This is a genomic window from Nitrobacter winogradskyi Nb-255 (assembly GCF_000012725.1).
Taxonomy (GTDB): Bacteria; Pseudomonadota; Alphaproteobacteria; order Rhizobiales; family Xanthobacteraceae; genus Nitrobacter; species Nitrobacter winogradskyi.
In genome coordinates, this window is record NC_007406.1 from 1,965,046 (window position 1) to 1,987,491 (window position 22,446).

At 62.6% G+C, this 22,446-nt stretch carries 22 protein-coding genes; 6 read left to right on the top strand and 16 right to left on the bottom strand.

Annotated features, from left to right (window positions below; genetic code table 11):
- Positions 1-3: 3 nt before the first annotated feature.
- Positions 4-501, top strand: coding sequence for a hypothetical protein (locus NWI_RS09360; RefSeq protein ID WP_011315050.1), 498 nt, complete (start codon positions 4-6; stop codon positions 499-501).
- 317 nt (positions 502-818) lie between these two features.
- Here NWI_RS09360 and cysK read toward each other — a convergent pair whose 3' ends face one another.
- Positions 819-1,796, bottom strand: a complete 978-nt coding sequence (gene cysK / locus NWI_RS09365; protein WP_011315051.1) for a cysteine synthase A — start codon at positions 1,794-1,796, stop codon at positions 819-821.
- A gap of 233 nt (positions 1,797-2,029) precedes the next feature.
- Here cysK and NWI_RS18245 point away from each other — a divergent pair, with 233 nt between their 5' ends.
- Positions 2,030-2,245, top strand: coding sequence for a hypothetical protein (locus tag NWI_RS18245; RefSeq protein ID WP_041344967.1), 216 nt, complete (start codon positions 2,030-2,032; stop codon positions 2,243-2,245).
- A gap of 27 nt (positions 2,246-2,272) precedes the next feature.
- Here NWI_RS18245 and tgt read toward each other — a convergent pair whose 3' ends face one another.
- From tgt to coaD, 5 genes are all read right to left on the bottom strand, one after another.
- Entirely contained in the window at positions 2,273-3,406 is a 1,134-nt protein-coding gene (gene tgt / locus NWI_RS09375; RefSeq protein WP_011315052.1) for a tRNA guanosine(34) transglycosylase Tgt, read from the bottom strand.
- A complete protein-coding gene (gene queA / locus NWI_RS09380; RefSeq protein ID WP_011315053.1) occupies positions 3,403-4,485 on the bottom strand; it encodes a tRNA preQ1(34) S-adenosylmethionine ribosyltransferase-isomerase QueA in 1,083 nt (360 codons plus the stop codon). The genes tgt and queA overlap by 4 nt, the downstream gene beginning before the upstream one ends.
- Positions 4,486-4,822: 337 nt before the next feature.
- Positions 4,823-5,287 carry a peptidylprolyl isomerase gene (locus NWI_RS09385; protein ID WP_011315054.1) on the bottom strand — a complete coding sequence of 155 codons (465 nt, stop codon included), beginning with the start codon at positions 5,285-5,287 and terminating at the stop codon, positions 4,823-4,825.
- Positions 5,288-5,327: 40 nt separating this feature from the next.
- Positions 5,328-5,888: a peptidylprolyl isomerase gene (locus tag NWI_RS09390; RefSeq protein WP_011315055.1), complete on the bottom strand. Its 561-nt coding sequence runs from the start codon at positions 5,886-5,888 to the stop codon at positions 5,328-5,330.
- A 32-nt stretch (positions 5,889-5,920) separates the two neighbouring features.
- On the bottom strand, positions 5,921-6,418 hold the full coding sequence (gene coaD, locus NWI_RS09395; protein ID WP_011315056.1) for a pantetheine-phosphate adenylyltransferase: 498 nt from the start codon (positions 6,416-6,418) through the stop codon (positions 5,921-5,923).
- A gap of 529 nt (positions 6,419-6,947) precedes the next feature.
- On the opposite strand from coaD, the gene NWI_RS09400 reads away from it, so the two are divergent.
- The gene (locus tag NWI_RS09400; RefSeq protein ID WP_011315057.1) at positions 6,948-7,202 is read left to right on the top strand and encodes a hypothetical protein; all 255 of its coding nucleotides are present in this window, start codon (positions 6,948-6,950) and stop codon (positions 7,200-7,202) included.
- A 90-nt stretch (positions 7,203-7,292) separates the two neighbouring features.
- On the opposite strand, the gene gyrA is transcribed toward NWI_RS09400, so the two are convergent.
- Complete coding sequence (gene gyrA, locus NWI_RS09405; RefSeq protein WP_011315058.1) at positions 7,293-10,034, bottom strand: DNA gyrase subunit A; 2,742 nt, start codon at positions 10,032-10,034, stop codon at positions 7,293-7,295.
- Between the two features lie 149 nt (positions 10,035-10,183).
- On the opposite strand from gyrA, the gene NWI_RS09410 reads away from it, so the two are divergent.
- The gene (locus NWI_RS09410; protein WP_011315059.1) at positions 10,184-10,807 is read left to right on the top strand and encodes a MarC family protein; all 624 of its coding nucleotides are present in this window, start codon (positions 10,184-10,186) and stop codon (positions 10,805-10,807) included.
- 140 nt (positions 10,808-10,947) lie between these two features.
- On the opposite strand, the gene scpB is transcribed toward NWI_RS09410, so the two are convergent.
- The 6 genes from scpB to NWI_RS09440 form a co-directional block, all read right to left on the bottom strand.
- A complete protein-coding gene (gene scpB / locus NWI_RS09415) occupies positions 10,948-11,694 on the bottom strand; it encodes an SMC-Scp complex subunit ScpB (protein ID WP_011315060.1) in 747 nt (248 codons plus the stop codon).
- A 21-nt stretch (positions 11,695-11,715) separates the two neighbouring features.
- Positions 11,716-12,552 (bottom strand): segregation and condensation protein A, encoded by an 837-nt coding sequence (locus NWI_RS09420; protein WP_011315061.1) that lies wholly within the window; start codon positions 12,550-12,552, stop codon positions 11,716-11,718.
- Positions 12,549-13,565 carry a beta-N-acetylhexosaminidase gene (gene nagZ / locus NWI_RS09425; protein WP_011315062.1) on the bottom strand — a complete coding sequence of 339 codons (1,017 nt, stop codon included), beginning with the start codon at positions 13,563-13,565 and terminating at the stop codon, positions 12,549-12,551. Before nagZ ends, NWI_RS09420 begins: the two co-directional genes overlap by 4 nt.
- Before the next feature lie 47 nt (positions 13,566-13,612).
- Entirely contained in the window at positions 13,613-15,025 is a 1,413-nt protein-coding gene (locus NWI_RS09430; protein WP_011315063.1) for an SPOR domain-containing protein, read from the bottom strand.
- 101 nt (positions 15,026-15,126) lie between these two features.
- Positions 15,127-16,920: an arginine--tRNA ligase gene (gene argS / locus NWI_RS09435; RefSeq protein ID WP_011315064.1), complete on the bottom strand. Its 1,794-nt coding sequence runs from the start codon at positions 16,918-16,920 to the stop codon at positions 15,127-15,129.
- Positions 16,921-16,958: 38 nt separating this feature from the next.
- Positions 16,959-18,173, bottom strand: coding sequence for a deoxyguanosinetriphosphate triphosphohydrolase (locus NWI_RS09440; RefSeq protein WP_187147959.1), 1,215 nt, complete (start codon positions 18,171-18,173; stop codon positions 16,959-16,961).
- A gap of 110 nt (positions 18,174-18,283) precedes the next feature.
- Between NWI_RS09440 and erpA the strand changes: the two genes are divergently transcribed.
- Both erpA and xth read left to right on the top strand, forming a co-directional pair.
- Entirely contained in the window at positions 18,284-18,616 is a 333-nt protein-coding gene (gene erpA / locus NWI_RS09445) for an iron-sulfur cluster insertion protein ErpA (RefSeq protein WP_011315066.1), read from the top strand.
- 91 nt (positions 18,617-18,707) lie between these two features.
- The gene (gene xth, locus NWI_RS09450; RefSeq protein ID WP_011315067.1) at positions 18,708-19,508 is read left to right on the top strand and encodes an exodeoxyribonuclease III; all 801 of its coding nucleotides are present in this window, start codon (positions 18,708-18,710) and stop codon (positions 19,506-19,508) included.
- 109 nt (positions 19,509-19,617) lie between these two features.
- On the opposite strand, the gene NWI_RS09455 is transcribed toward xth, so the two are convergent.
- The 3 genes from NWI_RS09455 to lpdA all read right to left on the bottom strand — a co-directional run bounded on the left by NWI_RS09455 (position 19,618) and on the right by lpdA (position 22,431).
- Positions 19,618-20,436, bottom strand: a complete 819-nt coding sequence (locus NWI_RS09455; RefSeq protein WP_041344968.1) for a tetratricopeptide repeat protein — start codon at positions 20,434-20,436, stop codon at positions 19,618-19,620.
- Positions 20,436-20,720, bottom strand: a complete 285-nt coding sequence (locus NWI_RS09460; protein ID WP_148203824.1) for a hypothetical protein — start codon at positions 20,718-20,720, stop codon at positions 20,436-20,438. Before NWI_RS09460 ends, NWI_RS09455 begins: the two co-directional genes overlap by 1 nt.
- Before the next feature lie 277 nt (positions 20,721-20,997).
- Complete coding sequence (gene lpdA / locus NWI_RS09465; RefSeq protein ID WP_011315070.1) at positions 20,998-22,431, bottom strand: dihydrolipoyl dehydrogenase; 1,434 nt, start codon at positions 22,429-22,431, stop codon at positions 20,998-21,000.
- Positions 22,432-22,446: the final 15 nt, after the last annotated feature.

Consider the following 22,446-nt stretch of genomic DNA (forward strand, 5'->3'; position numbering starts at 1 on the left):
CAAATGGGATTCGGGGGGATCATGTCTCGAGGATTGTCCGCCGCGTGCGCGTTAGGCGCCGTGGTGATGCTGTCGATGTCGACCAGCCTGGCGGGGGCTGGCCCGTTTGAAGGTTTGGCGGGGATCTGGACCGGACGTGGCACGATACAGCTCGAGGACGGATCGACCGAAAAGATTCGATGCAAAGCCACTTATGCGGTCAGCGGCGATGCTCAGGGCCTCAATCAGACCCTGCTCTGCGCCAGCGACAGCTACAAGTTCGAGCTCAAAAGCAACGTGCTCGCTCGCAACGGCGTTCTGTCTGGAGACTGGCGCGAGACCAGCCGCAATGTTGGCGGCACCCTCGAAGGCCGTGCCGGTAATGGCCAGTTCAACGTCGACGTCAGCGCTCCCGCATTTACCGCGAAGCTCAAACTGAAGACGAACGGCAACCGGCAGGACGTGGTCATCAGTTCCGACGGGCAGTTCAAGGGCGCCAGTATTTCTCTGTCGCGTTCCTGATCTCAGTCGCCATCTCAGCCCATAGCCTCGCTTCTGATCCAGAAGCGGGGCTATATTTGTTGTGCTGGAGCTTTTCGGCTTCTGATAGAATCAGAAGCGGGCTCCCTGAATTTTCTTCCCGCGAAACAGTGTCCATCCTCGGGTCTGGCCCGAGGACATGCTTCACTCGAAAACGCCCTAACTGGTTCCTCATGTGAACCGCACTCCATCCACGGGTCACGCCGGGGAATAGAATCTCGTTCACAAAGAACAACGCGTCAGATTAAGAAGATAAGATAGCATCCTTCACCGTCGCATGAAGTGGCGAAAGACTCTGGTCAGATTCCCTCGAACAGAGCCGTCGAAAGATATCGTTCCGAAAACGAGGGGACGACGGCGAGAATTGTTTTTCCTTCGCTTCCGGGCCTCCGGCCGATGGCAAGCGCCGCCGCAATAGCCGCGCCGGATGAAATTCCGCCTGGAATGCCTTCGCTGCGCGCCAGGGCACGGGCGGTTTCCAGCGCTGTGGCGCTATCGACCTTCACAATCTCGTCGATGGCGGAACGGTCCAGGATCTCGGGCACGAAACCCGCGCCGATCCCCTGAATCCTGTGCGGCGAATGCCGGCCGCCCGACAAGACCGCGCTCTCTTCGGGTTCGACGGCAACAATGCGCAGCGACGGCTTGCGGGGTTTCAGCGCCTGACCGATCCCCGTGATGGTGCCGCCGGTGCCGACGCCAGCCACGACCCAGTCAATATTCCCGCCGGTATCGTTCCAGATCTCTTCGGCCGTAGTGCGCCGGTGGACTTCCGGATTGGCGAGGTTCTTGAACTGTTGCGGCATCACAGCATGGGGAGTAGTGCGCACCAGTTCCTCGGCCATGGCGATCGACCCCTTCATGCCTTCGGCCGCCGGCGTCAGAACGATCTCCGCTCCCAGAAAAGCCAGCATCTTGCAGCGTTCCGTCGAAACCGATTCCGGCATCACCAGCTTCAGGCGGTAACCGCGCGAAGCCGCGACAAAGGCCAGCGCAATGCCGGTGTTTCCCGAAGTCGGTTCAATCAAAACAGTGTCTGCATTGATCTTGCCGGCTTCCTCCATCGCCTGGATCATCGCCGCGCCGATACGATCCTTCACGCTGGTGGCCGGATTAAAGTATTCCAGTTTGGCCAGAATGGTCGCACTCACGCCGTGCTGCTGCGGCAACCTGCGCAGGCGAACGATGGGAGTGTTTCCGACCGTATCGACAATGCTGTCGAACACACGACCCCGGCCGGCATGGTGCAGTGCATCGTTATTCGGCTTGGTATCCATGTCAGCGTCCTTCAGTCATGGGTTGAATGCTTATCCTCGGAACACAGCCAGCGTGTCGGCCAGGCGCGGCGGCAAAAACTCATCGCGCCAAAAAAACAGATCAGGAAACCGCGCCGATAACCGAGCTTCGAACTGGAATTCGTAAAAGAAACGCATTTGTGTTGCGACATCGTCAAACGATGCGTGTACCGTACCTGAAAATCCAGTCTGATTAATCTCAAAAGGAGGTCACGATGCCAGCGATTGCTGAAGTCCGGTCGACCGCCCTGCTCCATTCCTCGTCTCATGGAAACGATCTTCCAGCGTGCCCGGTTTGCGCCGACTCGATGATTGCGGCGGAGGCATCCGCATACTTGCCGGACAATGTCATCGGACACTTGTGGAGTTGCGACACGTGCGGGTACGGCTTCGTCACCAAGCATGTCGTCCAACGGATCGCCTGCAACTGACATAATCTTTTTCTGCGCCGTCAGGCATCAGCGCGAGGCGATGTCGCCGCGCGCCCAGCCTTCGCGTGTCCGCTCCCTGAACTCCTGAAAGACTCCCCCGGCGATCGCCGAGCGCATCGCCTGCATGAGGCTTTGATAATAAGCGATGTTGATGCCTGAGAGCAGCATCGCGCCGAGTGTTTCGCCCGAGCGAACCAGATGGTGCAGATAGGCGCGGGAATAATCGCGCGCCGCTGGCCATGAACTCTCTTCATCGAGCGGACGCGGATCGTCGGCGTGACGCGCGTTGCGCAGGTTGATCTGACCGAAACGGGTGAAGGCCATGCCGTGGCGTCCGTTTCGTGTCGGCATGACGCAGTCGAACATATCGATGCCGCGCGCGACCGCTTCCAGCAGGTCGTGCGGCGTTCCCACGCCCATCAGATACCGCGGCCTTTCCATCGGCAACCACGGCGCGGCTTCTTCGATCATCGCGAGCATGGTGGCCTGAGGTTCGCCGACCGCGAGACCGCCGATGGCGTAGCCGTGGAAACCGATCCCGGTCAGCCCGCACGCGCTCGTGCGCCGCAGTTCCGGGATGTCCCCACCCTGAACGATGCCGAACAGCATGTTGGCGGCGGGGGCACCCTCGAAGGCGCGCCTGCTGCGCTCGGCCCAGCGCAGCGAGAGCTGCATGGCGCGCTCGATGTCTCCACGTTCCGCCGGCAAACGCACGCATTCGTCGAGTTGCATCGCGATGTCGGAGCCGAGCAGACGCTGCACCTCGATCGCGCGTTCCGGCGTGAGCTCGATCGCGGTGCCGTCGATATGGGATCGAAACGTCACGCCCTGCTCTTTCACCTTACGCAACTGCGCCAGCGACATCACCTGGAAGCCGCCGGAATCGGTCAGCATGGGTCCACCCCACCTGGTGAATTTTTGCAGGCCGCCGAGTTCGTGGATCCGCTCGGCGCCGGGCCTCAGCATCAGGTGATAGGTGTTGCCGAGCACGATGTCGGCTCCGGCATCGCGCACGTCCTGCCATTGCAGGCCCTTCATCGCGCCCTGCGTGCCGACCGGCATGAACGCCGGCGTTCGCACCGTTCCGTGAGCCGTGGTGAGAAGCCCGGTGCGAGCGTCGCCGTCGCGCCCGAGAAGCTCGAAATGGTTGGCGAGACTCATGCGCCCGCCCGTTCCGGAAACAGCAGACAGGCGTCCCCATAGGAATAGAACCGGTAACCCGCCGAGATAGCATGAGCATAGGCCTGTTTCATGGTTTCAAGACCGCTGAAGGCGGAGACCAGCATGAACAGCGTCGATCGCGGCAGATGAAAATTCGTCATCAGGATATCGACCGCGCGGAAGCGATGGCCGGGCGTGATGAATATCGCGGTCTCCCCGGTAAACGGCTTGATCCGTCCGTCATCGTCGGCCGCGCTTTCCAAAAGCCGAAGCGATGTCGTACCAACCGCGACGATCCGGCCACCGCGCGATCGCGCCGCGTTCAACGCGTCGGCGGTCTCCGTAGATATCGCGCCCCATTCCGAATGCATCCGGTGACCGGCGGTGTCATCGACCTTTACCGGAAGAAACGTACCCGCCCCGACATGCAGGGTGATCCGATGAAGGCCCACGCCACGACCACGCAGCGCCGTTTCGATCTCCGGCGTGAAATGCAGACCCGCGGTCGGCGCCGCGACCGCGCCCTCATGAGTCGCGAACATGGTCTGATAATCTGAGGCATCGCGATCGTCGGGCGCGCGCTTTGACGCAATGTAGGGCGGCAGCGGCGTTGAGCCCAGCTCGGCAATGGCCTGATCCAGCATCGGCCCGTGAAACGAGAAGGCGAACGTCACTTCGCCCTCCTCGCCCTTGCTTTCGACCCGCGCGTCGAGATGTCCCAGGAAGCACACCCGTCCCTCGTTGCCTAAACGAACGATGTCTCCCGCCATGAGCTTCCTGGCGGGCCTGACCAATGCGCTCCAGCGAGAACCGTCGAGGCGCTTGATCAGCGTCGCGTCTATCCTCGGTTCCGCCTCGCGCCCGATTCGGCGGCCATGCAACTGAGCGGCGATGACCCGCGTATCATTTACGACGAGCTGGTCACCTGGCCGCAGCCATTCCGGAAGATCGCTCACTTGCTGGTCGCGCACGCCGGATCCGGGCTGCACCACGAGCATCCGCGCGGAATCGCGCGGGCTCGCCGGACGCAGCGCAATGCTCCCGGCCGGCAGTTCGAAATCGAAGAGATCGGTTCGCATGGAATGATCAAGCTATGGCGTTTTCACTGGCCCCGCCGGCTCGAAACGTCAATGGCCGGAACACATCCGGCCATTGCGCGTCGGTCTGAAGAATCGGAACAGCGCCTTGTAGCGTTTTCGAGCGAAGCATGTCCTCGGGCCACACCCGAGGACGAAATGCCGCTCGCGTGAAGAAAACGCGTCAAAACAGTAATCCAGAGCCCCGCTTCCGATTCAATCAGAAGCGAACCTGCTCTAGAGCATGATCCGATCAAGTTGAATCGGGCCATGCTCCAGAAATGGTTGTCTGGTCGCATTTTCTTGCGGCGAACCGGTATCCACTTCGCCGGAAAATGCTCTAGGCCGCGTCCGCCGCTATCCTGGCCTTGACGATCTTGTCGGGATTTTGCACCGGCTCGCCGCGCTTGATCTTGTCGACATTCTCCATGCCTTCGATCACCTTGCCCCAGACGGTGTACTGGCCGTCCAGGAAGGATGCATTGTCGAAGCAGATGAAGAACTGGCTGTCGCCCGAATCCGGGCTTTGCGCCCGCGCCATGGACGCGGTGCCGCGCACATGCGGCTCCCTGTTGAACTCAGCCTTCAGTTTCTGGCCGGAGCCGCCCATGCCGGTGCCTTGCGGGCATCCGGTCTGCGCCATGAAGCCGTCGATCACGCGGTGAAATACGATGCCGTCGTAGAACCCTTCACGCACCAGTTCCTTGATCCGCGCGACGTGGCCGGGAGCAAGATCGGGGCGCATCTCGATCGTCACGGGTCCCTGGGTGGTTTCGAGGATCAAAGTGTTTTCGCTGTCAGCCATGCTCGTTTCTCTTTCCGTTTGTAAGGGGTTCGTCCGTTTTTTACTTGACGTCGGAAGCAACCTGAACCTTCAGCATCTTGTCCGGGTCGGTGACGGTGCCGCTGCTCGAACCGGCGGGCGCCTTCTTCAACTTGTCCACCACGTCCATGCCCGCGACGACATCGCCCACCACGGTATATTTGCCGTTGAGGAAGGAGGCGTCGGCGAAGCAGATGAAGAACTGCGAGTTCGCTGAATCGGGACTTCCCGCGCGCGCCATTCCGACCACGCCGCGCTTGAACGGCACGTTGGAGAACTCGGCCTGGAGGTTCGGATATTTTGAGCCACCGGTGCCGTTGAAATTCTTGCCATCGCCCGTCTGCGCCATGAAGCCATCCATGACCCGATGAAACGGCACGTTGTTGTAGAAGCCGTCACGCGCGAGTTGCTTGATGCGCTCGGCATGTTTGGGCGCGATATCGGACCGCAGCTTGATGACGATCTGTCCCTTCGTGGTGTCGATCACGATCGCGTTCTGCTTGTCGAGACCGGCCGGCAATGGCTGCGCGAAAGCGGGGACCGCGAATATCAGCGCGGCGACGAGGCCAAGAATTCTAATCATGACAACTCCGGATCTGAGGAAAATCGGTTCATTCAACCGGCGAATTTGGTCCTGAGCCTGGATGCGACCAGCTGCGGAACGAAAGGCGACACATCGCCGCCCATCGTTGCGATCTGGCGCACCAGTGTGGCGGTGATCGGGCGGACGCCGGGCGAAGCCGGAACGAACACGGTGTGCACGTCGGGGGCCATGGTCTCGTTCATGCCGGCGATCTGCATTTCATAGTCGAGATCGGTGCCGTCGCGCAGGCCCCGAACCAGAATCGTGGCGCCGACTTTATGCGCGGCCGCGACTGTCAGGTCGTCATAGGTCACGCAATCGAAAGCGCATCCGGCTTCGACCGCAACCGGTTCGAACACCGAGCGCGCCATCGCGAGGCGGTCATCCGCCGAAAACACAGGCGTCTTGCCGGGGTGAACGCCGACAGCCACGATCAGCCGGTCGCACAGGGCGACGGCATGTCTGACGACATCGAGATGGCCATTGGTGACGGGATCGAACGATCCCGGATAGAGCGCGACGCGTGGCATCGTCCCCCTCTAGAGCATGATCCCGAAAAGTGGAAACCGGTTTTCGGATAAGATCATGCTCGATCAAAAAGTTAGGGCTGAAGTCTGATTCAACGCAGTTGGATCAGACTCCAGAGCCTTTCCGCTTCTGAGAGAATCAGAAGCAGGCTCTATGACTTTGATTTAACGCGTTTTCTTCACGCGAACCGGATTCCACTTCGCTCGAAAACGCTATAGCGCGCCTGTTCAGAGGCCGCAAGCGAAGCGGGTTCCGCAATGATCGAAGCGGCGGCCGATATTTATTTCTCACCCGCCGATCGAACCGGACCGGGGTGTGCGCGTCTTATTCATGTATCGCCGAGACAACTGAAATCATTGCGGATTTCAGGTTTGTTTCGTCTTGAAAAGACGTGGTGAAACAATTCTCCCGCACGACGAAACCACTTTTATAACGGGCGAAGACATCGCGAAACGAGGACCGATTATCAATCCGTCCAACCAAGCGGGCCGCGAAAATCAAACGGACAGGCCCAGATCACAGGGGACCGTCATGATCAAAGCTCTTTCCGCAGTTGCGGTCGCGGCGTTCATCGCAGCCGCCCTCACCGTTCTTCCGGGTTTCGCGCCGCAGGTTTCCGCCAGCACGCCCGTTCCGCTCGCCAAGGCCGATCGGCTCGATATCCGGCCCGCAGGCGCGGTCTGTTCGCAGCAAGCCTGGCCGAATTTCGATGCATCCTGCCTTCGCGCCGCCGGCTCCAGGACGGTGGTTCGTGAAGCCCGGCTGATCACGGCAGGACATCGCTGATCCCGGATTAAGTTTCGTAGCTTTATTCTTCCAAAGAGGAAGCCGTCGTTGATGACAATGGGCGGCTTTTGTTTTGTGAGCGGGCGGAAATTATCCGCCGTTGCCGTTCTCGCCGTCCTCTCGAATATGTTCGACCGACACCACATGCTCGCCATCCGCCGTGTTGAACACGCGGACGCCCTTGGAGGCCCGGCTGGTGATGCGGATGCCTTCCACCGGCACCCGGATCAACTGCCCGCCGTCGCTCACCAGCATGATCTGGTCCGACATCTCGACCGGGAATCCAGCGACGAGATGTCCGATCTCGCCAAGCTTGGTCGGATCGGTCGCGCGAATGCCCTTGCCGCCGCGTCCTGAAACCCTGAATTCGAACGACGACGATCGCTTGCCATAGCCATAGGTCGTGACGGTGAGCACGAACTGCTCGGCGGCGCCCATCTCCACATAACGCCCTTCGGGCAGCGAGAGATCAGTATGCGCGGCCTCGTCGGCCTCGGGCGTCGCCTCCTCCGGCTCGATATCCTCGCCGGTCGCCGCGCGGCGGATCGCGCCGGACTGCTTAAGATACGCCGCGCGTTCGGCCGGCGTGGCGTCGAAGTGATGCAGGATCGACAGCGAGATAACCCGATCGCCCTTGGCCAGCGCGATGCCGCGCACTCCCATCGATGTCCGGCCCGAGAACACGCGCACGTCGGTGACGGGGAACCGGATGCACTGACCGCCCGCGGCGGTCAGCAGCACGTCGTCGCGCTCGGTGCAGATCTGCACGTCGACGATCGACTCGCCCTCACCCAGCTTCATCGCGATAATGCCGGAACGCCGGACATCGACGAAATCGGAGAGCTTGTTGCGGCGGACCGTTCCGCTGGTGGTCGCGAACATGACGTCCAGGTCGGCCCAGGACGATTCATCCTCCGGCAGCGGCATGATGGTGGTGATACGCTCGCCCTGGTCGAGCGGCAGGATGTTGATCAGCGCCTTGCCGCGGGCATTGGGAGCCGCCATCGGCAGCCGCCAGACCTTTTCCTTGTAGACCTGTCCGCGCGACGAAAAGAACAGCACCGGCGTATGAGTCGAGGCGACGAACAGCCGGCTGACGAAATCCTCGTCCCTCGTCTGCATTCCGGAGCGGCCTTTGCCGCCACGCTTCTGCGCGCGGTAGGTCGATAGCGGCACCCGCTTGACATAGCCTGCATGCGAGACGGTCACGACCATATCCTCGCGCTGGATCAGGTCCTCGTCCTCGACCTCCCCTTCCTGCTCGACGATAACCGTCCTGCGCGGGGTGGCGAATTCGGACTTCACCGCGCCAAGCTCGGTCTTGATGATCGCCTGTACGCGCGCGCGCGACCGCAGGATGTCCAGATAGTCGGCGATCTCGATGGCGAGCTTGTCGAGTTCCTCCGAGATTTCCTCGCGGCCGAGCGCGGTCAGGCGCTGCAGACGCAGATCGAGAATGGCTTTCGCCTGCTCCATCGACAGCCGCGCCGTGCCGTCCGGCGACACGCGGTGGCGCGGATCGTCGATCAGCGTGATCATCGCCGCGACATCCTTCGCCGGCCAGTCGCGCGACATCAACGTCTCGCGCGCGGCGTTGGGATCCGGCGACTCCCTGATCACGCGGATGATCTCGTCGATGTTGGCGACGGCGATCGCGAGACCGACCAGGATGTGGGCGCGATCGCGGGCCTTGTTGAGCAGGAACTTGGTGCGGCGCGTGACGACCTGTTCGCGGAACGCGATAAACAGGGTCAGCAGGTCTTTCAGGTTCATGACCTGCGGACGGCCCGCATCCAGCGCCACCATGTTGGCGCCGAAGTTGGTCTGCAGCGGCGTGTACTTGTAAAGCTGATTGAGCACGATCTCCGGAACGGCGTCGCGCTTCAACTCGACGACGACGCGAAACCCTTCGCGATCGGATTCGTCACGCAAATCCGAGATGCCGTCGATCTTCTTCTCGCGCACCAGCTCGGCGATGCGCTCGACCATGCTGGCCTTGTTGACCTGATAGGGGATCTCCGAAACCACGATCGCCTCGCGGTCCTTGCGGATCGTATCGATCGACACTTTGCCGCGCATCACGATCGAGCCCCGGCCGAGGTGATAGGCCGAGCGGATGCCCTGCCGTCCAAGGATGATGCCGCCGGTCGGGAAGTCCGGACCCGGAATGATCTTGATGAGGTCGTCGATGCCGAGCGCCGGATCGTCGATCAGCGCCACGCAGGCGTCGATGACCTCGCCGAGATTGTGCGGCGGGATGTTGGTCGCCATGCCGACGGCGATGCCGCCGGCGCCGTTGACCAGAAGATTTGGAAATTTCGCCGGAAGAACCGACGGCTCTCTCTCGCTATTATCGTAGTTGGGCTGGAAATCGACGGTGTCCTTGTCGATGTCGTCGAGCAGCGATTGGGCGATCTTGGTGAGGCGGGATTCGGTGTAGCGCATCGCCGCCGCCATATCGCCGTCCACCGAGCCGAAATTGCCCTGTCCGTCGATCAGCGGCACGCGCATCGAGAAATCCTGCGCCATCCGCACGAGCGCGTCATAAACCGATTGATCGCCGTGAGGATGGTACTTACCGATGACGTCGCCGACAGTGCGGGCGGATTTGCGGTAGGGCTTGTTCCACTCGAAGCCGTTCTCATACATCGCGTAGAGAATGCGACGGTGGACCGGCTTGAGGCCGTCGCGCGCATCCGGCAGCGCCCGCGCCACGATCACGCTCATCGCGTAATCGAGATAGCTGCGTTTCATCTCCTCGAGGATGGAAACGGGCCGAATGCCCGAAGGCGCCGGCGGCTCCTCGGGTTTAGTGTCTTCGATATCTGACAAGGAAGGATTCCGGTCGGTTTCTGCTCGGAATCGTATAGCCTATCGAGGCTGGGAAAACCACCTTCGGCGATCGCCGGAGGCGGTTTTTTCCCGTCGTTCTTTCAGTTACTTATAAGCCATATTGGCAACCAGAATCTGATGGTGGAACGGTGCTGCCGGACTACGCGCTGACGACCTTCGCGACGCTGATGGTGGTGGTCGATCCGATCGGTCTGGCCCCGGTGTTCCTGTCAATCACCCAGGGCCTGCCGAAGGCCGCCCGGCGCGGCATCGGCTGGCGCGCCTCGGCGATAGCCGCCGCCATCCTGGTGGCGACGGCGCTCGGCGGGACATGGCTCCTCGCCCGGCTCGGAATCGGCCTCCCCGCGTTTCGCATCTCCGGCGGACTCCTGCTGTTCGTGGTCGCGTTCGAGATGGTGCTGGGGGTCCGGCCGGCGCGAGAGGCCCAGCAGGCGACCCAGGCGGCGGAGGAGCACGCGCGAAATATCGCGGCCTTTCCGCTGGCGATCCCGATGATCGCGGGTCCGGGGGCGATCACGGCCACCCTGCTGCTGGCCGGTCGCGCGGCGGATCAGCCGGTTCAACTGATAGCGCTGATCGCTATCATCATTGCGGTCGCCGCCATTTGCGGCGTCACCTTCGCGTTGGCGGGGCGCGTGGCCGGCGCGCTCGGCCACACCGGCAACGTCGTGCTGTCGCGATTGCTCGGCGTCGTATTGGCCGCCCTCGCCGTCCAGTTCGTCATCGATGGCATTCGCGAGGCGTTCGGCTGAAAAGGGACCGGTAAACGTCGCGTCCGTGCGTCAGGCTGGCCCGAGCGAGAGCCTCGCTTCTGATGAAACGATGCTTTGACTTCAAGCGAACGGAAACCTCCGTCGGGTCAAGCCCGAGGACGCGCTTCGCTTGAAACGCCTCAGGATCCTGTCGGGGCAGTACCGCCGCTGCTCGAATTATCGCTTTCCGCCTCCAAAGCCGGGACCAGCGCCAGTTCGAGATCGCCCGCATCAAGCGGATCCTCGTCGTCGCGCAAAGCCGGATCGTCTGATGGCGTCGGAACGCTGAACCCGCCCGGCAGGCGCGAATCCAGCAGCCCGGTTCCTTTCAGCTCTTCCAGGCCCGGCAGATCGCCGAGATTCTCGAGGCTGAACTGGGACAGAAACGCCTCGGTCGTCCCGAAGGTGAGCGGGCGGCCCGGTGTCTTGCGGCGACCGCGCGGCTTGATCCAGCCGGTCTCCAGAAGAACGTCCAGCGTGCCCTTGGAGGTCACGACGCCGCGGATCTCCTCGATCTCCGCGCGCGTCACGGGCTGATGATAGGCGATGATGGCCAACACCTCGATCGCCGCGCGCGACAGGCGCCGCGTCTCCGTGCTTTCCCGCGTCATCAGCCAGGCCAGATCGCCCGCCGTGCGGAAGGTCCACTTGTTGGCGATTCGCACCAGGTTGACGCCCCGCGACGCATAGTCCGCCTGCAACTGGGCGAGAGCCGATTTGATATCGACGCCGTCGGGCATCCGCTTGGCGAGCGCCGACTGATCCAGCGGCTCGGAGGAAGCGAACAGCAGCGCCTCCAGCAAGCGCAATTCCTCGGGCCGCGACGCGGGCAGTTCCGTTTCGGGTTCCTCGAGCCGCTCCACGCGTATTTCCGCCAGGCTTGCCATCGCTCGGTCTCCTTCTTCCAATTACTGCACCGGGGTGTCCGGTCCCGCCGTCGGATCGGGTGACGGCTGCGGCGCACGCTTGCGAAAATAAAGCGGCGCGAAGGCCTCTTTCTGATTCAGATCCATCACGCCCTCGCGCACCAATTCGAGAGCGGATGCAAAACTCGACGCGAACACGGTGGCGCGCTGCGCCGGATCGACGACAAACGTCATCAGATATTCATCGAGACAGCCCCAGTCCTCACCCGCAAGACCGACCAGACGCTCAAGCGAGGCTCGCGCCTCGCTCAACGACCAGACCGTGCGCTTGGCCATGTGAACGGTGGTCAATACCCGCTGCTGACGCTGCACGGCATAGGCGGAGAGCAGGTCGAACAAGGTCGCGGTAAACTTCGGATGCCGGATCTCGGCGATCGACTCGGGATTTCCGCGCGGGAAGATGTCGCGCCCCAGTTGCTGACGATTCATCAGGCGGTTCGATGCCTCGCGGATGGCCTCAAGCCGGCGCAGACGGTTGGCGAGCGCCGCCGCCATTTCGCCCGCGCTGGGCCCATCCGGTGTCGGCGGCTCCGGCAGCAGCAATCGCGATTTCAGGAAGGCGAGCCACGCCGCCATCACCAGGTAATCCGCGGCGAGTTCGAGACGAATCTTGCGAGCCGCCTCGACAAAAACCAGATACTGATCCGCGAGCGCCAGAATGGAGATTTTCGACAGGTCGACCTTTTGCTGCCGCGCAAGCGCCAGCAACAGGTCGAGCGGGCCCTCATAACCCTCGACATCGACCACGAGCGCCACCTCGTCGGCGACGACGCGCTCCGTCGGACGGCCTGTTTCAAACGAAAGAATTTCCGCGCTCATGCGCTTGCCGCCGTCAACGCGTCGAGTTTCGCGCGCGCCGCTTCGCGGTCGAACGGTTGCGGCGGCCTGCGCGCGGCGAGGGCCCGCCGGGCGCGGTCCAGCGCGACTCCCGACAATTCCGGAGCTTCGCTGGCGACCTGCCGCATCTCGTCCAATTGGCCATTGCAGTGCAAAACCATGTCGCACCCGGCCGCAACGATCGCCCTCGTCCGCTGGGCGATCGATCCCGTCAGCGCATTCATCGACACGTCATCGCTCATCAACAGTCCCTGAAATCCGATCGAGCCGCGAATCACCTGCTCGATGATTGTCGCAGATGTTGTCGCCGGTTGGGTGGCGTCAATCGCACTGAACACAACATGTGCGGTCATCGCCATCGGCAGATCAGAAAGGGGACGGAACGCAGCGAAATCAACAGCCTCAAGCTCGTCTTTCAAGGTATCCACGATCGGGAGTCGGTGATGAGTGTCCGCGGTCGCCCGTCCGTGACCCGGAATATGCTTGAGAACCGGCAACACACCACCCTGCTCCAGCCCCTCGGTGACGGCCCGCGCGATGGTCGCGACCTTTAGGGGATCGGTCCCATAAGCGCGATCACCGATGACGGCATCCGCGCCCGGCACCGGAACATCCGCCAGCGGCAGGCAGTCGACCGTGATTCCGAGATCGGCGAGATCGGCCGCGATCAGTTGCGCGCCAAGTCGCGCGGCCTCCAACCCCGCAGCCTGATCGCGATCATAGAGAGCGCCGAACGTCGCGCCCGCCGGATAGACGGGCCAATGCGGCGGCCCCAACCGCTGCACGCGGCCGCCTTCCTGGTCGATCAGGACGGGTGCATCACCATCCTCGATAGCTTCTCGAAACTCCTGAACCAGGCGCGCAACCTGCAGAGGATTGTCGATGTTCCTCTTGAACAGGATGAAACCCCACGGGCGCCCTGCGCGCAGGAATTCGCGCTCCTGCATTGTCAGGCCAAGGCCTGACGCTCCCGTGATGAATGCGCGCGTGCTCATAGCGGCCGATTAGCTCTCACCGGCCGCGATGGTCAAGGAAACCGCCGTTAATTCCTTTGGACGACGCACTGTCCTCCGGCCGATTTGAGGCTTCCGCAGAAACGCGATGCCTCGCCGGACGAGGCGAACGGCCCGACCATTGCGCGATAGTAGACACCCTTGGCGCCGAGGTCGGCGCGCTTGATCACAGGCGTACGCGATCCCAGCATCGACGGGAATTTACCCTGTAGCACCCGGAACGACGCCTGCGCGTCCGCCTCATTCCTTTGCGAGGAAACCTGGACCAGATAGCCCCCGCTGGCGGACGACTGCTGCGCCGGATGGGTCGACGCCATCCGGGTTCGCGTGTCGGCGGTCTGCGAGAGCGGCACATTGGCTCCGGGCGCGGCCCCCGCCGCAGCGGCATGCCGGCTGGCGGCGGACGCGGCGGCGAGATCGGCCTGATCACCGCGGACCGCGAGGGTCCTGACCTTGCGCGGCTCGTCGCCCCCGAGCGCGCTGTTTGCAACGGTCGCGGGAGGCTTGATATCCGGAGCCACGCTAGCCGCGGACGGCGGGTTATCGTTCTGGTTCAGTGGCGGAAAAACCACACGCGGGCCGGCGCTCACGGCGCTTTTGACATCGACCGGCTGCTCTTCGCGAGACACCACCTGCTCGGTGCCGTTTTCCACGGACATCCGGTCCTGAAGCAACTTGCCGACGGCATCACCCGAAGTCGTCTGCTGAGGCACGATCTTGTTGGGTTCGGTATCGGCCCTGATGATCGGCGGCTCACCGTTAGGCGCGTTCCCGACAAAGGTGCGATAAGCATACGCCGCGCCGGTGCCGACCACCGCGAGCGCCAGAACCGCGACCACCGTCGCCATTTTTCCGCGACGGCCGGGAGCCGGTTCATCTTCGGCCTCCCCGTAGCCGTAAGATTCGCCATAGCCGTTCTCGTCGCCGAAGGGCGCTTCCGGATAGGTCTCGCGCGGATACTGGCCTTCATAAGCATCGTGCGGAACGCGATCGCCATACGCATAGGCCGGCTGATCGTCCGGCAAATTCCCGTAGCGGGCATCGTCGTAACGGCCGGGATCGGCCTGATAAGATTCCGGCTCAGGCTGATGGCTGTCTGGATAAACCGCCGCGCGCCGCAGCACCGGATGCGCCGAGGATTCGAGTTGCTCCGGCGAAGGATCGGGCCGGGCCATCCGCCTTTGAATCCAGGACGGCGGTCCGGCGGGTGGCTCCCCCTCGATCGGTTCCTCGATCGGCGGCAGCGGCTCGAAATGGTCGACGGGATCATCCACGGGAGCCATCGGCGTTTCCCGCCTGGGCTCACCGAAAGAATCGCCCTGACCAATCAGGCGCGCCAGTTCCGCAAGCGGATCCGGCTCCGTGGGAGCAGTCGCGCGCTGGTCGTCGCGCCCGTAATCGTCGTCCTCCGGGAAGGGCCGGTCCTGATATCGATGAGCCATCGTGATGTCGCGTCCCTTTCGGAAAGGCGCCAACTCGCTCGTTCTAAACGAAACAGCTGCCAATCAAGCCCATCACGATCCCCTTCATGACGGCTAACCCATTATCGCATCTCGGTCGGCGCATGGACGCCGAGAACGGTAAGTCCGGATGCCAGAACAGCGACAACGCCCTGAACCAGCGCCAGCCGTGCCCTGGTTATTTGTGCATCATTATTGATAATGAAGCGTAAATGAGGCAAATCGCGCCCCTTCGTCCAAAGCGCATGAAATTCGCTTGCGAGATCATAGAGATAGAAAGCGATCCGATGCGGCTCATGAGCGGCCGCCGCAGCTTCGACCGTTCGCGGATAAAGCGCCAGCTTCCGTAGCAGGCCGAGTTCCGCCGGATCGGACAGCCGTTCCAGGTCCGCTGTCCCGAGGAATTGCCTTCGCTCCGCATCCGCTTCGGGAAGATCCGGGAACACCTCGCGCGCATTGCGGAAAATCGAGAAGCCGCGGGCGTGGCCGTACTGGACATAGAAAACCGGATTGTCCTTCGACTGCTCGATGACCCTGGCGAGGTCGAAATCCAGCACCGCATCATTCTTGCGGAACAGCATCATGAAGCGCACGGCGTCGGAGCCGACTTCCTCGACTACTTCACGTAACGTCACGAAATCCCCGGCGCGCTTCGACATCTTCACTGGCTCGCCGTTGCGCAGCAGCTTCACGAGCTGCACGATCTTGACATCAAGGGTCCCCTTGCCCGACGTGACCGCCTTGATCGCGGCCTGCACGCGCTTGATGTAACCGCCGTGATCGGCGCCCCAGACATCAACCATGTTGTGAAAGCCACGGTCGAACTTCGTCTTGTGATAGGCGATATCCGAGGCGAAGTAGGTATATCCGCCATCCGACTTCTTCAGCGGGCGATCGACATCGTCGCCGTAGGCCGTGGCGCGGAACAGGGTCTGCTCGCGATCCTCGTAGTCTTCCACCGGCGCGCCCTTCGGTGGCGGCAACCGGCCCTCATAGACGTCGCCCTTCTCTCGCAGGAAACCGATGGTCTCCGCGACGCGATCCGCGCTGCCATCGATCAGCGAGCGCTCCGAGAAGAACACGTCGTGCCGGATGTTCAGCGCGGCGAGATCGCCCCTGATCATCTCCATCATCATGCCGATGGCCTTGGCGCGCACGAGACCAAGCCACTCCGCTTCGGGAGCCTTCACCAGACTATCGCCATGCCCGGCGGCAAGCGCCTGACCCACCGGCTTCAGATAATCGCCGGGATAGAGCCCGTCCGGAATCTCGCCGATGTCCTCGCCCAGCGCCTCGCGGTAGCGCAGGAACGCCGAGCGCGCGAGCACGTCGACCTGCGATCCGGCGTCGTTGATGTAGTATTCGCGCGTCACGTCATAGCCGGCGAACGACAACAGGCTCGCCAGCGCGTCGCCGAACACCGCGCCCCGGCAATGCCCGACATGCATCGGGCCGGTCGGATTGGCCGAGACGTATTCGACGTTGACCTTTTCGCCGGCGCCGATGGCGCTGCGGCCATAGCCCTCGCCATCCCGCAACACGTCACGCAATACATCAGCCCAGACCGGCAACTTCAGGGTCAGGTTGATAAAACCTGGCCCTGCGATGTCGGCGCTCTCGATCAGGTCGTCGGCGCGCAGCTTCGTCACGATCCGCTCCGCGAGATCGCGCGGCTTGGCTTTGGCGTCTTTCGCCAGCACCATGGCGGCGTTGGTCGCCATGTCGCCATGCGAGGCATCGCGCGGCGGCTCGACCACGATCCGCGCCAGATCCAGCCCGGACGGAAGCGCGCCTTCTTCCGCGAGCGCGGCGCAGGCCCGATGCACGCGCGCAAGCACATCCGCGAAAAGATGCTGCGATGGACTGGAATCGGTCATGATATCCGCGATTTGAGTGAAGCTGGAACACGCGCCGCCTAACGCAATTCCGGAGTCGAGTCAAAAAGGCGCTTGTGCTCGTTGATCGCGAAACGGTCAGTCATCCCTGCGATGAAATTGCCGACCGTGCGCGCCTTTTCGGCATCGAACGCGCCGTTGACCCCCTGCTCCGGCAGCCATTCGGCGGGAAGCGCCGCCGGATCGTCGCGGTAGCGAATGAACAGGTCCCGGACGATGGTTTCAGCCTCGTCCATCACCCGCATGACGCGAGGATGGCGATACATCCTTTGCCGGAGGAACGCCTTGATTCCCGCCTCGGCCTCAGCCGCCTCCGGCGGAAAGGCGATCAGCGACGCGGAGTGCCGGCGCACATCATCGACCGATCGCGGCCGCGCACCGGCAATCCGCCGGCCCGCCTCGGACAGGACGGCCATGATCAGGCAGGAGATCAGTTCGCGCACCAGTTCGGCGCCACGCCGCCCGTCATCCAGCATCGGATGGCGGCGCGCGATATCCGCGATCATTCCAGCGGTTAGCGGCATTTCCTTCAAGTCATCAACAGCGAACAATCCGGCACGCAAGCCGTCGTCGATGTCGTGAGCGTCATAGGCGATGTCGTCGGCGACCGCCGCAACCTGCGCCTCGAGCGAGGCGAAGCTCCATAGCTCCAGATCGCAGGTCCGGTTGAAATCGGCGATACCCACCGGCACGCCCCGACACTGATAGCGCCCCACGGCGTTTCCCGCGGCATCGATCAGCGGGCCGTTGTGCTTGACGATCCCCTCCAGCGTTTCCCAGGTCAGGTTGAGGCCGTCGAAATCCGGATAGCGATGCTCCAGCAGGGTCACGATCCGCAGCGTCTGCGCATTATGGTCGAAGCCGCCATAAGGACCCAGGCAAAGATCCAGCGCCCGCTCCCCGGCGTGGCCGAACGGCGGATGGCCGAGATCGTGCGCCAGCGCCAGCGCTTCCGTCAGGTCCTCGTCGAGCCCGAGCTGGCGGGCCATCGCGCGGGCGATCTGCGCCACTTCCAGCGTGTGGGTGAGACGGGTCCGGAAGTGATCGCCCTCATGATAGACGAACACCTGGGTCTTGTGCTTCAGCCGCCGGAACGCCGTCGAATGGATCACCCGGTCGCAATCGCGCCGGAACGCGCTGCGGGTCCGGCTCGGCGGCTCGTCATACAGCCGCCCGCGGCTGCGGCCGGGCTCGCTGGCAAAGGGCGCGGGCGGGGCTGCCATTCCAACTGTCACGGCACTTGCCCCCTTCCGATGGTTTGATTCCGCCGTAAGCCCACTTAACTATGGCTTGCGGGCAATTCAAAATATTGGACAATGTCCGCGATCGCATATGGAGTCGCAGGATGACAGAAGCCAACATCACCGTCAGCGAGCGCGCGGCGCGGCGGATCAGAGAAATCCTGAAATCCGAGGGCGACGGCGCCATGTTGCGTATCAGCGTCGAAGGCGGAGGCTGCTCGGGCTTTCAGTACAAATTCGACATCGAACGCGCCAAGGCCGACGATGATCTGGTGATCGCGCGAGATTCCGCGGTGGTGCTCGTCGATCCAGCCTCCGTCCCTTTCCTGAGCGGGTCCGAAGTCGATTTCGTCGACGATCTGATCGGAGCATCGTTCCGGGTCGTCAATCCGAACGCCACCGCCTCCTGCGGCTGCGGCACCAGCTTTTCGATATAGTTTTTCGGGGTCAGAGGCGGCCTTGACCCGCTGAAAGAGACCTCACGGCGGATTGCCCGTTGAGACCGGCAATCACATGCGGGACCGCCTGATGCGCATAGCCACCTGGAACGTCAATTCGGTCCGGCAGCGCCTGGATCACCTGATCACCTGGCTGAGAGAGACCGCGCCGGACGTCGTCTGCCTTCAGGAGATCAAATGCGTCGATGAGCAGTTTCCCCGCGAAGCCATCGAGGCGCTCGGCTACAATGTGGTGACGCACGGCCAGAAGACCTTCAACGGCGTGGCGCTGCTATCGAAATTCCCGTTCGACGAGACCCGGCCCCGGCTGGCGGGCGATGACGGCGACGTGCAGGCGCGATTCCTCGAAGGCGTCGTCACCCTCGAGCATGGGGCGGTGCGCGTCGCCTGCCTCTATCTGCCCAACGGCAACCCTCCGAACACAGAGAAATATCCCTACAAACTCAAGTGGATATCGCGCCTTATTGAGTATTCGAGGGAACGATTGAAAAGCGAGGAAGCCTTCATACTCGCCGGCGATTTCAACGTCATCCCCGCGCCGTGCGACGTCTACAATTCCGCCGCATGGGTCGATGACGCCCTGTTCCGCCCGCGGACACGGCAAGCTTTCCAGACGCTGCTCGGGCTTGGGCTGACCGACGCCCTACGCGCGGTGTCAGACGCCGCCGGAGAATATACGTTCTGGGACTATCAGGCGGGCGCCTGGCAGAAGAACAACGGCTTGCGGATCGATCATCTGCTGCTGTCGCCGCAGGCCAGCGACCGGCTCAGCGGAGCGGGAATCGATCGTCATGTGCGCGGCTGGGAAAAAGCGTCCGACCACGTCCCGGTCTGGATTGATCTCGATCTGGAAACGGCTGGAAGGAACTAGAGCTTTTCAGCGAAGGAGAAGCACCGGTTCGCTTGAAGAAAACGCGCCAAAACAACAATCTGGAGCCCTCGCTTCTGATTACGTCAGAAGTGAAAACCTCTACCCAGGGTCAATCCCGCCGCCCCTGCACCCAGTGCTCCAGCATCTGCAGCGCCATGGCGCGATCATCCTCCGAGGCCTTCGCGATCGCCTTGTTATAGCTCTCGGTGATCCAGGTCTCGTCTGGCGCGGCCGCGTCTCGCGCCAGCGTCAGCCACATCAGGCCGCGCGCCGCCTGCCGAGGCAACAGGTCGCCGTTAAACAACATCCTGCCGAGCATCGCCTGCGCCTGATGCTGGCCCTTTTGCGCCGCGAGGCCGAGCCAGCGGGCGCCATACTTGACGTCGTGAGGCGCTCCGATGCCTTTCAGATAGAGCCGGGCGAGATCGTATTGCGCATCGGCGTTGCCGAAATAGGAAGCCGCGTAGGAAAACATCTCGCGCGCGCGCTCAGCGTCACGTTTGATGGCCGAATTCGGAATCCCTTGCAGATAATAGCGTCCGAGCGCGACGAACGCGTTAGCCACGACGGCGGCCTGCGGCGCAGAAGGGCTGTCCTCCGCATGGGCGTTGGCGATTCGACTGAAGTACTGAAAAGCGCGCAGATCATCCTGGGTGACGCCGTCGCCCTTGGCATACATACGTCCCAGCCGCCACTGGGCGATCGGGTGCCCGCCCTCGGCCGCGTATTGCAGAGCCGTCAACGACACGCTCGGCGTCGCCGCCTTTTTCAGCGCCTCCCCCCCGGCGAGGGGAGCGGAAACCACGGGAAGCGCCGCGGCGGCTTCCTGCTCTCCGGTCACGGTGCCATCAAAGGCAAAGGCCGGGGCGCTCACGCACACCACGCTCCACGCCAAAGCCAGAAAAGCTGTCCTGCTAGCCATTCGCATTAACGCAACTTCTCGAACACCCTGCCCGTACAGGTCAGGATACGGCTAAACATCTGTTCAAACTGCCGAGCGAACTTTGCGCGCTCATCGGATGTGGGATTGGTCGCGCCGATCCGCCATTCGGTCTTGCGGTCAGGGTACCCAGCATAAATCAAATTTACGTCAGTACGCGGGCGACCCGCTTTGCTGTCGTTTCTAACGCCGTCAGCGGTCGCGAGCGCAGCAAGACGATGCGAATCGATCCATCGCGCGCCGGACAAGCCCGCAAGGCCGGGCGCGCGCATCGGACCTTCCGCGACACGACGGCTCGACAGCCTGCCCTTGACGTCCGTCCCGACATCCATCGCGAACCCGATCCCTCCCTGCGGCCTTTTTCCGGAGACGCTTCGAGCCTCTGAAGCGTCAGCTTCCAGCCGACAGGTAAATTTTCAAGAAGGGGTGTGGCCAAATAGCGGCGTCTGCAAGAGCCACCTGTTCGCAGGGTTAAATGATCAGCCGTGTGTTGCGCCATGGCAACAATATCGCCACGGGGCAACACCCGACAGGCTGCCGCGTCTACCCTTACATGTTCAGCGCGCGTCCGTAGGCGTCGAGCACCGCTTCCTTCATCATTTCCGAGAGTGTCGGATGCGGGAAGATGGTGTGCATCAATTCCTGCTCGGTCGTCTCCAGGTTCATCGCGACCACGTATCCCTGGATCAGTTCGGTGACCTCCGCGCCGATCATGTGCGCGCCGAGCAACTGCCCGGTTTTGCTGTCGAAGATCACCTTCACCAGCCCCTGATCCTCGCCGAGCGCGATGGCTTTGCCATTGCCGGCGAACGGAAAGCGGCCGACGCGGATATCCTTGCCCGCCGCCTTCGCCTTGGCCTCGGTGAGGCCGACGGAGGCGATCTGCGGGTGACAGTAAGTGCAGCCGGGGATCAGGCTCCTGTCCATCGGATGCGGTTTGAGGTCCTTGATCGCCTCGATACAGATGACGCCTTCGTGCTCAGCCTTGTGCGCCAGCATCGGCGGTCCCGCGACGTCGCCGATCGCATAGATACCCGGCACGTTGGTCCTGCCGTAGCCGTCGATCACAATACAGCCGCGATCGGTTTTCACGCCGAGCTTTTCCAATCCGAGATTCTCGATGTTGCCGACCACGCCGACCGCCGAAATCACCCGCTCGAACTCGGCGGCGACCGGCTTGCCGTCGCCAGCGTCGATGGTGGCGACGACGCTGTCGGCCTTTCTGTCGAGCTTGGTGACCTTGGTGGAGGTCATGATCCTGATGCCCTGCTTCTCGAACTGCTTGCGGGCGAGAGCGGCGATCTCGGCATCTTCGACGGGCAGAATCTGCGGCAGCACTTCAACGACCGTGACCTCCGCTCCCATGGTGCGGAAGAACGAGGCGAACTCGATGCCGATCGCGCCGGAGCCGACGACAAGCAGGGACTTCGGAATCTTCGGCGCGACCATCGCCTCGAAATAGGTCCAGACCAGCTTGCCGTCCTGCTCCAGGCCGGGCAGCACGCGCGGCCGCGCACCGGTCGCAACGACAATGTGCTTCGCCTGATAGCTGCCCTCGCCCAGCACGCCCTTGGGCGGCTCGGTCTTGATGCGCGGATCCGACGTCTTCACCGTGATTTTTCCGGGAGCATCGACCGATGCTTCGCCCCAGATCACGGTGATCTTGTTCTTCTTCATCAGAAAGCCGACGCCCTCATTGAGGCGTTTGGAAACGCCGCGCGAACGCTGCACCACGGCCGTCGGATCGTAGCTCACCTTCTCCGCCGAAAGGCCATAATCCTTGGCGTGCCGCATGTAATGATAGATTTCCGCCGAACGCAGCAGCGCCTTGGTCGGAATGCAACCCCAGTTGAGGCAGATGCCGCCGAGATGCTGTTTCTCGACGATCGCCGTCTTGAGACCCAGTTGCGCCGCCCGTATAGCAGCGACGTAACCGCCCGGGCCCGAGCCGATGATGATGACGTCGAAGTGAGTGTCAGCCATGGCCTCTGCTTTCTG